The sequence below is a fragment of the Fulvivirga sp. M361 genome, assembly GCF_007097395.1.
In the GTDB taxonomy this organism is placed as follows: domain Bacteria; phylum Bacteroidota; class Bacteroidia; order Cytophagales; family Cyclobacteriaceae; genus Fulvivirga.
Genome location: NZ_VKDC01000064.1, coordinates 1 through 12,817, shown reverse-complemented (window position 1 = coordinate 12,817; position 12,817 = coordinate 1). Strand labels below are relative to the sequence as shown.

Annotated in this window: 9 protein-coding genes; 5 read left to right on the top strand and 4 right to left on the bottom strand. The window is 40.3% G+C overall.

The annotated features are described in order from the left end of the window. The first annotated feature begins 315 nt into the window (after positions 1–315). From FNH22_RS31035 to FNH22_RS31020, 4 genes are all read left to right on the top strand, one after another. The gene (locus FNH22_RS31035; RefSeq protein WP_143402434.1) at positions 316–1,377 is read left to right on the top strand and encodes an aldose epimerase family protein; all 1,062 of its coding nucleotides are present in this window, start codon (positions 316–318) and stop codon (positions 1,375–1,377) included. A gap of 246 nt (positions 1,378–1,623) precedes the next feature. After that, positions 1,624–2,082, top strand: coding sequence for a hypothetical protein (locus FNH22_RS31030; protein ID WP_143402433.1), 459 nt, complete (start codon positions 1,624–1,626; stop codon positions 2,080–2,082). A 446-nt stretch (positions 2,083–2,528) separates the two neighbouring features. Next, positions 2,529–3,530 carry an NAD(P)-dependent alcohol dehydrogenase gene (locus FNH22_RS31025; RefSeq protein WP_255518200.1) on the top strand — a complete coding sequence of 334 codons (1,002 nt, stop codon included), beginning with the start codon at positions 2,529–2,531 and terminating at the stop codon, positions 3,528–3,530. 327 nt (positions 3,531–3,857) lie between these two features. Next, positions 3,858–4,625: a family 16 glycosylhydrolase gene (locus FNH22_RS31020; RefSeq protein ID WP_221420388.1), complete on the top strand. Its 768-nt coding sequence runs from the start codon at positions 3,858–3,860 to the stop codon at positions 4,623–4,625. Positions 4,626–4,632: 7 nt separating this feature from the next. Here FNH22_RS31020 and FNH22_RS31015 read toward each other — a convergent pair whose 3' ends face one another. From FNH22_RS31015 to FNH22_RS31000, 4 genes are all read right to left on the bottom strand, one after another. After that, complete coding sequence (locus tag FNH22_RS31015; RefSeq protein ID WP_143402431.1) at positions 4,633–4,968, bottom strand: n-acetylglutamate synthase; 336 nt, start codon at positions 4,966–4,968, stop codon at positions 4,633–4,635. Between the two features lie 393 nt (positions 4,969–5,361). Further along, positions 5,362–5,913 carry a gluconate 2-dehydrogenase subunit 3 family protein gene (locus FNH22_RS31010; protein WP_143402430.1) on the bottom strand — a complete coding sequence of 184 codons (552 nt, stop codon included), beginning with the start codon at positions 5,911–5,913 and terminating at the stop codon, positions 5,362–5,364. A 4-nt stretch (positions 5,914–5,917) separates the two neighbouring features. Beyond that, positions 5,918–7,603: a GMC oxidoreductase gene (locus FNH22_RS31005; RefSeq protein ID WP_143402429.1), complete on the bottom strand. Its 1,686-nt coding sequence runs from the start codon at positions 7,601–7,603 to the stop codon at positions 5,918–5,920. Between the two features lie 435 nt (positions 7,604–8,038). Continuing rightward, positions 8,039–9,769 carry an alkaline phosphatase gene (locus FNH22_RS31000; protein ID WP_143402428.1) on the bottom strand — a complete coding sequence of 577 codons (1,731 nt, stop codon included), beginning with the start codon at positions 9,767–9,769 and terminating at the stop codon, positions 8,039–8,041. Positions 9,770–10,133: 364 nt separating this feature from the next. Between FNH22_RS31000 and FNH22_RS30995 the strand changes: the two genes are divergently transcribed. Next, positions 10,134–12,485 (top strand): ABC transporter permease, encoded by a 2,352-nt coding sequence (locus FNH22_RS30995; protein ID WP_143402427.1) that lies wholly within the window; start codon positions 10,134–10,136, stop codon positions 12,483–12,485. Positions 12,486–12,817: the final 332 nt, after the last annotated feature.

Sequence of the window (12,817 nt, the reverse complement as noted above, 5' to 3'; positions counted from 1 at the left end):
CATAGGCTTAGGACAACTCTTGCCTTTTTGAAAAAGAAGCTTGCTAAACGTTAAATCAAAAACTCAATCCTTGTAAAAGTAAAAAGACCGCCTCAATCACTTTTGAGACGGCCTCTTTTTATATCTTTCATTATGCCTGCCTTAAAGGTCAATAGAGTTTAGCCTTATTTTATTGTCATCCATTTTACACGTAATAGATAAGATAAAGATCCGGCATCAAAATCAATTGGTAAATGGATTGCGTTAAGGAAGGTTATTCTCAGAAATTAATCCTCCTTATATTCGTGATATCATGTACTTAAGTCAGCAAATACCTTGAAAAACTCCATTGAAAATTCCTCTTTTGGTTCATTGCCCGATGGCACGCTGTTGAATCTGTATACCTTGACGAATGCTTCAGGTATAGAAATGAAGGTCACCGATTATGGCGGTATCATTACGTCTTTAAAAGTACCCGATAGGAATGGTGTTTTTGAAGATGTTGTTTTAGGGTATGATACCATTGAACAGTACCTGGAGAGTAGTCCTTATTTTGGAGCTGTGATCGGACGTTACGGTAATCGTATTGCAAAGGGTAAGTTTTTATTGGACGGTATAGCGTATACATTGCCCATTAATAATGGAGAAAACCACTTGCACGGAGGGATCAGGGGATTTGATAAAGTGGTTTGGGCAGTCGAGGAAATTCAAAAAGAGAATGGGGTAGGCCTCAAACTGATGCGTACCAGCCCTGATATGGAAGAGGGTTATCCTGGCAACCTAAAGGTAGAGGTTACTTATTTTTTAAGTAATGACAATACGGTTCAATTCGATTACCACGGAGAAACGGACAAGAAGACAATTGTCAACTTAACTCAACATAGTTATTTTAATTTATCTGCCCTGAAAGAGGATATCTTAGGACATGAACTTTTACTTAATGCGAATTATTTTTTACCTGTTGATGGCTCGCTTATTCCAACCGGTGAATTGCATCCGGTATCCGGAACACCATTTGATTTCAGTTCGGCAAAGACTATTGGAAAGGAGATTGGACTAGCCAATGTTCAACTTGAATATGGAGGAGGTTATGACCATTGCTGGATATTGAATAAGGGGACAGAAGCCATGAAGTTTCTTGGTTCACTCTTCGAGTCCAAAAGCGGACGTTTTATGGAAGTGTTTACCACCGAACCGGCTGTGCAGTTCTATTCCGGTAACTTTCTGGATGGAAATAATATTGGGAAAGAGGGGAAGTCTTATGGGCTTCGTACAGGCATGTGTCTGGAAACACAGCATTATCCTGATTCACCGAATCAGTCCGATTTTCCCTCGGTCGAATTGGCGCCTGGTGAAGTTTATAAAACCAGCACGGTTTATAAATTTTCAGTAAGATAGTAGAGACGCGTAATTTTTTGATTGATCAATGCACATCAGACGGGTGAAAATTGAAATTATCCATATCAACGCGCATAGATTTGAAAGCAAAGCCCAGAGCTTGATTGTTTTAATATCACCGATTATTTTGCAATGAGCATAAGACAAAATAGTTTGTGGATGTGTTTCATATAAGCAATAAGCATTTGCAGATTTGGCATGTAATTGCTATATGATTGTATGTACAAAGTTCTGATTCAATAAAAGATGACCCGGGAAACTCAAACCTTGATAGCAAACCAGCTAAGTAAACTCCAAGACAAGGTAGGTGAATTTATCAGTTTTTTTCAGCAAGATCTTTCATTCGATACCATGATTTACACCCATTGGTCGGCTAGAAATGTATTAGGGCATATCACTTTCTGGCATGAGAGTTTTGCATGTAATTTATTGGATTTGATACAGAATCGTCCGCCTAATCCATTGAGAGGTAAGCTTTCCGAAGTCAACAAAATGAGTGTAGAAACTACACGGCATGTTTCGGTAGATATGCTTATCGAACGATTAAAAGCAGCTCAAAAAATCATTGATATACACATTTTTAATACTGATATTTCAATTATACCTTATAAGAAAGGGTCCCGCAGCTATACACGGCTTGAACATTTGGAAATAGTGGAGGCGCATATTAAACGGCACTTAAAGGATTTGAATAAGGCATTCTAGTTAGATGTAGAAGAGAGCCGTTCTTGTTAGTTACTCACTGTCATAGAAAAGACCAGTGCATAAGAGGGTGAAAAAGGTGCATCATCTTGATTTCTGTGAAATATAGTGATTTCCAAAGGGTAGGGTAGTTACTTTAGTCATGGGCTAAGATCATCTCAATTCAGATAGGACTGATTGCCGGACTTATCCGGTTTTTAGGTGGCCCTGCTTTGAACTTTTCAGATAAGTAATCGAACCTTATCGTATACTTCCTCAACCCAACTTCCCTCAGCTTTGTCCGTGCGTTTACTTTCAAATATCTATTTGAATGCGTTAATGCCAGGATTTTTATTAGCCTTTTCCCCGAACCAGGGTAAGGCAGCAAATAATATCAGGATTTTGAGGAAACTAATCTGCCATGTCATTATTTAACAAATAATTCGATCGTGTAGTGAAACCAAGATAATATGGAGAAAATGAAAGCAGTTATTTGCACAAAATATGGGCCTCCGGAAGTACTTCGGTTGAAGGAGATTGAAAAACCTTTTCCAAATGAAAATGAAATCTTAATTAAAGTATATGCAACAACGGTAACGGCTGCAGACTTTAGAGTAAGGAGCTTTACTGTCCCGCTTTCTTTCTGGTTGCCTGCGCGTATTATCCTGGGTATAAGAAAGCCTAAAAAACAGGTTTTAGGTATGGAACTGGCAGGAGAAATTGAATCTGTTGGCAAGCACGTGAAAAAATTTAAACCAGGTGATCCGGTTTTTGCTGCTACACTTCTAAAGTTTGGAGCCTATGCCGAGTATATATGCCTTCCTGAAAGTGGCCCGATTGCTCCAAAACCTGTAAACGTGAACTTTCATGAAGCCGCAGCGATACCTATCGGAGCTCGGACGGCGCTCCATTATCTTAAAAAGGGGGAAGTTGAGAAGGGACAAAAAGTCCTGATTTATGGAGCTTCCGGAAGTGTAGGTACTTACGCCGTACAACTTGCCAAATATTTTGGAGCAGATGTAACAGGTGTATGCAGTACTTCAAATATTAAAATGGTGGAATCCCTTGGCGCTGACAAGGTAATTGATTACTCCGGGAAGGATTTTATCAAAAAGCTGGAAAAGTATGATGTGATTTTCGTTGCCGTGGATAAATGCCCGTTTTCGGTTTGCAACAGGTGCCTGAAAGACGAAGGAGTTTATTTAAATGTCACCGCTCCGGTAAAAACTTTACCAATGCTACTGACTTCGATGCGTAGCAAGAAGAAAATAATAGTTGGAGAAAACTCACCGGAGTCAGCTGAAGATTTACTTTTTCTCAAAGGACTTGTTGAAAAAGGGGCTCTAAGACCAGTTATCGACAGAAGTTACACATTGGATCAGATAGTGGAAGCCCATACCTATGTCGATAAGGGGCATAAAAAGGGAAATGTGGTTATAACTGTTAGTCAGGATAAGGTGAGGAAAGCATAGAAATGATGAAAGCTCGCATGGCCTTTTAATGGAGGTAACGGCCCACTCAAGAAACTATTTCTGATACTGCATTCCCTTTTAAATTGGGTTGAGTACCTACCATGGAAATGACTGTCAGATATTTATCAATTATCTGATTCAAGGTAATGTAAGAAAAGTGTTCAGGATAGCGCAATGGTTATCTCATGAGATTTCTTCCGGATTGATCTTATTTGATCAAAAAATAAAATGCACATAAAAAGATATCTGATACTAGTGTTTGTCATCGTCGGATCATCAGTTTATACTCAAGATTTGACGATCCCTCCCAAAAATTATGTTGATTCTGTGAAGACTGAAGCTTCGATCAAAAGAAAGAATTCGGCCTTTCCGCTTTCAGATCAGGATAACGTGAAAAACTGGAAGCTGTTAGAAAAGTACTCAGATGAATTCAGTTCTGATGAGCTGGACCAAAGACGTTGGTACCCCAATAATCCTAAATGGAAAGGAAGACCACCGACCTATTTTCATGGCTCGAATGTAAGCCTGGAAAAAGGAGAACTGGTCATTAGGGTGAACCGACATGGAGATGAGAACCTTCCTGAAGGTTTTACCCATACGACAGGATTTATAAAAAGTAAAAAACAGTTTTTGTATGGGTACTTTGAGGCGGAAGCAAGGTTGATGGACGCTCCCTGGGTTTCAGGTTTTTGGATGACCAATGTTGGGAAAGATTGGTGGACGGAAATAGACATTTGTGAAAATGCTCCCGGACTGTCTTACAACAGGCATGATCTAAATTCTAACATACATGTATTCAAGGCACCAAAAGATAAGGGAAATGTGAACAAACACTTTTCCAGGACTAAAAAATACTATTTCCCGGAAGAATTACAGGCAGATTATCATGTATGGGGGTTAGAGTGGACCCCGGAATATATTCGGTTCTACATTGACGGTATATTATTCAGAGAAGCAAAGAACACCCATTGGCATCAACCTTTGGAGGTGAATTTTAATTGCGAATCAAATAAGTGGTTTGGAGCGCTGCCTGATGATAATCGATTAGACGGGGAATACCATGTAAAGTATTTCAGAGTTTGGGAGCCGAGATGATCCAAAATCAAACCTCTTCCAGTATTGACTGCCCTTTAGATTGATCTCCTGAAGTCCATTGCCAGGTTTCGTGGAGTCTGACCTTGCCGTTTCCCATGATTTCAGGTTGGGAATGACATAACCCCGTCATTAATTCACCGTCGATATTCACCTGATGGTATCGCATATCTATATTACCGTCTTTGTCCACCAGCCCGATCAGATGACCTTTTTGGATTTTGCCTCCATGATATAATGAAGTGAGAATATTCCCCTCTTGTTGGTACAGAAATATCGTCTCTTCAGAAGTTTCACCGTTTACAGTGTTCTCAACGGGTTTGAAAACTTTGTTGTGATAATTCATAAAATGGAGTTTTAGATTTCAGACAATCTTTGAGTGGGTTTAAAAGCACTCTATATACATCACGTAAATTGTGGTGAATATAGAGATTATTGGCCGCAATTATTCATTTTCATCGGTTCATGAATTATACCGACTTTTTTGAGCTTGGGATAATCTGCCGGAGCCAGTAGTTGATAGAACAGTATTTCAAACAAAGAAGGTATGACTTTATAGAAAGGCTTAAAAGCAAAAAATCCCCTGAAGACCTGGCCCCAGGGGATAATTCGTTGTCTATAGTTGGCTTTATGACTGTAAATGTAGTGCAACATCGGAATACTTAGAAGTTTGCTTCGACCAGTACCTAATTATCACGATAGATGACGGATAGTTCAGATAACCATAACTTACTTCTTATTATCCTTCCTCCAAATCAACGCATCCATCGTAATTCCCTGGTATAGGATTGTAGGGTAATATATTTTCACCAATTTGTTCTGACGCGTAATAGCCGAGCATGGCCACTTCTTTTAGCGTTTGGAAAAAAGTCCTTTGTGAAGAGTCTTGGTCTACTGCCACATGCTCATTGACCCAGGTTTGTAAAAAGGTATTTTGTGATTCAAAGGTGCTTTCATAAAAAGGACTCCCCAGATTGCTTTGAGCGACCTGAGCAAAGGCATTTAGTTCTTTGAGAAAAGAGGTCCTTTTTTCTTCACTAAATACTTCCTCCAGCATCAGGTCTACGAACTTTACCACTTGCAGTGTTTTAGCGCCGGGAGTATCGGTGGTAGGTAGTATACACTCGTTCAATTCATCTACCAACTTCGCCTGAATAGGAGACAGGATGTTGGTAGGGATGTTTTTTTCCTCCCTGGAAGTACATGATTTCAGTAACATCCCTGCCGTAGAAGTGCTAATGGTAAAACCTAATGCTAATGCAGTGCGTTGTAAAGCTACTCTTCTATTCATCAGATCAGATAGTTAATTTTTTCATTTCATTTACTGCATAGTGGGCAGCCCGGGCAGTTAGGGCCATATAGGTTAATGACGGATTTTGGCAGGCAGAAGAGGTCATACAGGCACCATCAGTAACAAATACGTTAGGTACGGCATGCATCTGGCCAAATTTATTTAACACGGATGTTTTAGGATCATTTCCCATTCTGGCAGTGCCCATTTCGTGAATACATTTGCCCACAGCATGCAAGTCATTCCAACTATGTACATTTTTCAAACCACTGGCTTCCAGCATCTCTGCAGCTGATTGGGCCATATCCTTCCTCATCTTTACTTCATTTTCGCGAAAAGTAGCATTGATGGATAGGACAGGCTGTCCCCATTTGTCTTGCTTATCTTTATTGAGTTTAACCCTATTATCCTCATAGGGTAAACATTCTCCAAAACCAACAAGGTACATTTGCCATGGACCGGGCTTCAGAAGCGCATCTTTGAACTCAGCGCCGAAGGCAGCGGACCTGATACCTCTATTCCAGCCCGTACGACGCGCCCCACCCTGGTATCCAAATCCACGTATATAATCGTCGCGGTGAGAGGCTTTATCAATGTTTCTGAAACGGGGAATGTAAATGCCATTGGGCCTTGTGCCTTTGTAATGCTTATCCTCTAAGCCGTTAAAATCTCCTCCTGCGCCGACATTATAGTGATGGTCCATCAGATTTCTTCCTAACTGATCGCTGTCGTTACCTAATCCATTTGGAAATCGGCTGGAAACTGAATTAAGTAGTATAAAAGTGGAGCCAAGTGTAGAGGCATTACAAAAAATAATTCTTGCCTTAAATTCTATGACTTCCTCTGTTTGTGCATCGATTACCCTTACACCGCTGGCTCTTTGATTTTGATCATCATAAATGATAGCGCTTACAATAGAGTCATGCCTTATGGTCAGGTTACCAGTGGCCTGTGCTGCCGGTAATGTTGTGCTCTGGCTACTAAAATAGGCGCCATACGGGCAGCCTCTATCACATCGGTTACGAAATTGGCACTTACCACGACCATTGTGAGGTTGGGTCAGATGAGCGGTACGTCCGATCGTCATGTACCTTCCTTTGAACTGACTTTCTATCGATTTTTTCACCTCTTTTTCTACACAATTCATTTCCATTGGGGGTAGGAATTGACTGTCAGGTAAATGATCGAGCCCCATCTTCTGTCCGCTAATGCCAGCGAATCTTTCTACATAATCATACCATGGTGCCAGGTCCTTGTAGCGGATTGGCCAGTCTACCGCTATTCCTTCCTTCAGGTTTGCTTCAAAATCCAGGTCACTCCACCGATAGCACTGACGCCCCCACATTAATGAACGTCCTCCGGTATGATATCCCCTGATCCAGTCGAATGACTCTTCTTCATCATAGGGGTTTTCCAGGTCGTTTACATAGTGATGTTTATTTGCTTCCCTGATAAACCCGGTTCTACTTTGGACATGGTATTGTTTTTTTTCCTCTGGTGTGAGTTTGCCTCGATGAGGGAAATCCCATGTATCCATCATGGCAGTAGGATAATCACCATGCGAAATAGAATTTCCTCTTTCTAAAACCAGTGTTTTAAGTCCTTTTTCACAGAGTTCTTTGGCTGCCCACCCGCCACTTATACCTGAGCCGATCACTATTGCATCATATGTGTAAGTCTGTTTTAACATACTGTCTTTCTAAAAATGAACTTATTGTTCAGATAACGCTATTAAATTTTACCAGAACAAAAAAGAAATGCCCGAACCTCAACTTCCATCATTACTTAGATAAAAGGTAGAAAGAATTGAGCAGCCCGCCTTGATCATTTTATTGCTGCTATTATGTACAGGGTCTTGTTCTAATGTAAGATGAATTTAATTTTATTAATTGAATAGCCCAAACATAACGCCATCTTAAAGCAGTCGGAAACTGAGCTTATGATGATTTAATCTTTTGAAAAGCAGTATGTTATTATTTGTGATAAATTTTGAAGCTTCTAATTTACGGGCAATAATGGTAACAACTGTGTGATGAGATATATACCTCAAATTCACAATTAATAGGATTGGATTAACTCCAACAGACCTGATGTTTGATAAGGTCCCTGCCGGGAAACGTTTATTTTAGCTCGTTTCTGTTATAGACTTACCTACTACTGTATTTGTGTTTTCAACCGCAAGAGTTTCAATAAATCTCCATTCTGCTGAGGTACTACTCTGAGAAAAAGTGACCTGTAAATACCCTCTGTGTGAAGCATCCAGATAAATAAGGTCATCAATGAGCGCTATGTTGGCTTGCTCGAACCCTCCGATTACCGCAAGATCGGTTCCAAAAATTCCCTCAAACCCCGGAGAAGAAACAGAAGCTGTGGCGAATTCTTTTCCAACATCATTCTGTGAAGCATCGGATAGTTTGGCATGCCATGCATTGTGCGTGTCGCCCGCTATCGAAACCAGTTTTTTTCCTTTGGCACTTGCCAGTATGGTCTCTCTTTCAACGGGATATCCATCCCACGCATCCAGGTTATATGGAAGTACAGTGTTTACCCGTGCTCGTTCCATGTCTGTGACCGTAGGGTCGCCCTGGGCTATGCGCGTTTTAATGGTGACTAATTCAGTAACAGTTGTATTGTAAGTATTTAACAATTCAGGAGTTACACCTCCTATTGCAATTTGAGCTGTTATGGTCAGTAATTCTGCAGGAATATAGTATTTAGCCATTAATACCTGACTACCCAATACCTGCCAGGTAAGATTGTTAGAAGCCAGCTGTGAGGTCAGCCAGTTGCGTTGTTCTGTTCCTAGTATGGTCCTGTTTGTATCTTGCCAATCTGTAAAAAAAGAACTACCCAGACCGGAAGGGGTCAAGTAGTTGCTATAGTTAAGCTGTTTCTCCCGTCCTGCTATACGGGTATCCAACATGATTAGATTCACTAAACCCGCAATCTCAAAATTACGGTAGATCTTGGCGTTGTCAGTAACTCGCGCAGGAAGGTATTCATGCCATACCTGTATAGCACTCATTTTACGCGTTTCATAGTCTCCTTCATTGGGTTGGTGATTTTCTGCTCCGTCTTTGAAGGCATCGTTGGTGATCTCATGATCATCCCAAACGCAGATGAATGGTTTGAGTTGATGGGCTTTTTGTAATTGTACATCTCTACGATATTGTCTGTATCGACCGCGATAGTCATCTACCGTTATGATCTCGCCTGCAGGTGAATGCTCCCGATTCAGTGGAGCGGTAAGTTCATTGGTGCCATAACCGCCCACCTCATATTCATATATATAGTCTCCCAGATGGACGACTACATCCGCATCAGATTCAGCTACAGCTCCATAAACATTAAAAAGTCCTGCCTGGAAGTTAGCACAGGATACTACGGCCAGACGTACTTCACTGCTTTGACCTGCTGCCGGTAATGTCTTTGTTTGACCTGTTACTGACCTGGCACCTGATCGGTCATTCCTGAAACGATAATAATAGATAGTGTTAGATGTTAAATTGCTTAGATCAACGTTTACCGTATTGTCGCTTTGCTGATCAATTACTACAGATTCGCTGGCTACAATAGTGCTGAAATCTTTATCTGTGGCAACATCCAGCAGGATAGTGGGTTGGTCCTCTTCGTTGGAAGCCGGAGTATACCGGGTCCATAATATGACATTATTCTGGGTGGGATCGAAACTGGCTACACCTTCAAAGAAACCAAATTCTCCCACAGGATTGAAACCGTCGTCATCGTCATTACATCCGGCTAAAACGGTTGGTAATAGAGTTGTGCCGGTGGCCGCTACTACTGAATTTCGTATGAATTTTCTTCTGCTAAGCGCGTCGAGGTATTGCTTTTTCATTGTGTGATCAGGTTAAGCAGTGAAATTATATTAATAGCATTACCCCATGATTAAATCAGAGTTACTGATTTTTTACCTTAAATCGTATAGGTCATTTCCCGTTTGAATTATGTTGGCTCCAAACGGCTTTTTATATTTGTGTATGTGATTGTTTGAGAGTGAATTACTTTCAATTTGATGTGTAATTAAGATAAACTACCCTTTTGGCTTTTGTACGTTTACGTCATCAAAGTGTACAAAAATGTACATGTAATAAAGTAGATAACCACTAAAAAGATCATTTTCAGGCATATAGTAAAGTGGCATATCCTTTGCCCTTCAGAGCTTAGGAGCTTTTGCCTTCTAAAAAATAAAGGGTTTGCTTATGCTTTACAGGTTAAAATATGTACTACGGATATTAATATCCAAAAAGCTGTTTACAGCTATTAACATTGGTGGTCTGACATTAGGTCTGGCGGTTTTTATTCTACTCATTTCCTACGTTCGCCTGGAGTCTACTTATGATCATCACCATAAAAAAGCGGACAGAACCTACCAGTTGATCAGCCGGTTTACAGACAACAATGGTAATTTGGAAAACTATGGTATTTCCTTTGGAGCTGCTGCTGAAAACTTTAAAGAGCAATTTGGAGAGGTTGAACATACTACTTTATTGTATGGGCCAGAGGTGATAGAAATTGACGTAGATAGGTCAAGGTTTAACAAGATCAAGGCCATCTACTCTGACTATCATTTTCCTGAAGTTTTTGACTTCCCTGGATTCGAGGGCAAATTTTTTACGGCTCCAAATCAGGTAGTTATAAGTGATAAACTGGCAAAAAAACTGTTTGGTGAAGAACAGGTCTTAGGTCAAACGATAGAATTTGATTCCCAACTTTTTCAAATAACGGCAGTAGTAACGATTCCATCGCACACCCGGTACACTTTTGACATACTCTTTCCTATCGAAGCTTTTGAAAGTATAGTGCAAATGCAAAAAGGAGGGTTGGAATTTCAAGTGTTTACGGTAATGCGCGAGGAGCAAAACCATGCGGAAGCGCTCAATAAGCTTTCCACTTACTATAATAACTACATGAAAGAACGGTGGCCAAGTTACCAACCGGACAGTTATTTTCTACCGTTAAAAGAGATCTATCTTAATGCGGATGTTGCCAGTGATTTTGGCAATGGCAATGACGTAATGCTGGCTATTGTGACTGTAGTGGCCTTTGTTATCCTATTTTTGGCTTTGATCAACTACCTCAACCTTCAAATAGCGCAAAGTTACTCTCGTCAGGCGGAGATCAAAATCCGAAAAGTGCTGGGGGCAACCTATTCTCATTTATTAGCCCAAACCATAATAGAGTCGTTAGTGGTGATGGTATGTGCCGGAGGAGTGGCGTTGATGCTGGCAGAATTCTTTTATAGCATGAATGCTGATAACTTACTCGGAGCGGATGTTTTATCTATCAGAAGTTGGGGATCTATAGAATGGTTAAGTTTTGGAGCATTTTTGTCTGTCTTAGGACTGGTAGCAGGTGTTTTTCCGGCTATAGAACTTTTTAAAACCAAGAGCTATAGCAACAATGACATCAAAGGGCTGCGACTAGGCAAAGCCACAGTGACCTTAGTAGTCTTCCAGTTTTTTACTTCGGCTTGTCTCTTATCTGCTATTATGTTCATTAATATACAGATGGACTTTTTACAAGGGAAGAATATGGGGTTTGACGATGAAAATATCGTAGTTATAAATAACCTTGGGGAAGCACAAATTGAGAAATATGAGGTAATCAAATCCGCATTACTCCAACATACCGGTATTCTCCAGGTATGTGGTACTCAGTCCGAGCCGGGAGGAGGTGCCAGTGGTCAGGTGATGAAAAAAATCGGTGAGCCGGATGAAAGTAAAATATCCATAGCTCATATCCGCTCCATTGACGGGTACCTCGAGACGTTTGGCTTAGAACTTCTTCAAGGTGATGCGTTCCAACCGAAATTACCGGAAGGTGAACACCAATTTGTTATTAATCAAACGGCTTACCATCAATTATTCCCTGATCAGTCAGATGCTGTGGGCGTTGAAGTGGAAATGTCAGGCAGGAAAGGAAAGATAGTGGGAGTAGTGAAAGACTTTCATTTTAGTTCGTTCCATTCAAAAATTGAACCCCTGGCGTTAAATATAGAACGACCTTATTATCTTACACTTGCGGTTAAATTTAATGCGCTGAATACCACTGAAATATTGGAGCATATTAAAACTACGCTCACTGGTATTGATCCCTTATATCTGATGGATTATGAATTTCTGGATGAGCAATTCAGCCGTCAGTATGCAAATGAGCTAAGTGCAAAAACCACACTGACCTATGCTACTGTCATTGCATTTTTAGTATCCATATCAGGCCTGCTGGCACTCACTATTTTTATTATTCAAATGAAAACAAAAGAAGTGGCCATTCGGAAAGTATTAGGAGCAGGTGATCTTAATTTGTTTTGGAGGCTTTCCGCAAACATGATTTTCTGGATCTTTTTGGGTAATCTCTTTGCCATACCAGTAGTGTATTTCCTGGCTAATGCCTGGATCAGTACTTTTATTTACAGGATCACTTTACAACATTTGATCTGGATTATGCCCCTTGGTTTACTGGCATCTTTAGGTATAGCTTTTTTTGCTGTAGTTTATCAACTCTGGCGAACAATGAAAATGAGTCCTGTTGTGCATTTGAGGAGTGAGTAAAGAAGGTGTTGAGAATGTGGAACTTCATATTCAATTTGCCGGTAATAGTGCATGATTAATTAATAAAGTAAGTTATTGACTCACAGGAAGAAATTGTTTTGCCGCGCCTTGTAGTATTTTGTAATGATTCAACCATTTCCGTTCACCGGAAAAATGTATTTCCAAGAATGATCAGGTTTTGCATTCTTAAAGAGTACGAAAAGTAAAGTTTAACCCGGATTATGCATTGGAATAATTGAAAGGAGGGCTTAGGTTATTGATTTGAGAAAATATTCCCTTCATCCATGGTCTTTTTTTAGCAGTTAGAGAGATTTTCAATACCGTTTTATTGG

Coding starts and splice junctions, on each gene's coding strand:
- FNH22_RS31010 (WP_143402430.1), bottom strand. CDS start 5,913: ATGAATAGAAGAGTAGCTTTACAACGCACTGCATTAGCATTAGGTTTT.
- FNH22_RS31015 (WP_143402431.1), bottom strand. CDS start 4,968: ATGAATTATCACAACAAAGTTTTCAAACCCGTTGAGAACACTGTAAAC.
- FNH22_RS31025 (WP_255518200.1), top strand. CDS start 2,529: ATGGAGAAAATGAAAGCAGTTATTTGCACAAAATATGGGCCTCCGGAA.
- FNH22_RS31005 (WP_143402429.1), bottom strand. CDS start 7,603: ATGTTAAAACAGACTTACACATATGATGCAATAGTGATCGGCTCAGGT.
- FNH22_RS30995 (WP_143402427.1), top strand. CDS start 10,134: ATGCTTTACAGGTTAAAATATGTACTACGGATATTAATATCCAAAAAG.
- FNH22_RS31000 (WP_143402428.1), bottom strand. CDS start 9,769: ATGAAAAAGCAATACCTCGACGCGCTTAGCAGAAGAAAATTCATACGA.
- FNH22_RS31030 (WP_143402433.1), top strand. CDS start 1,624: ATGACCCGGGAAACTCAAACCTTGATAGCAAACCAGCTAAGTAAACTC.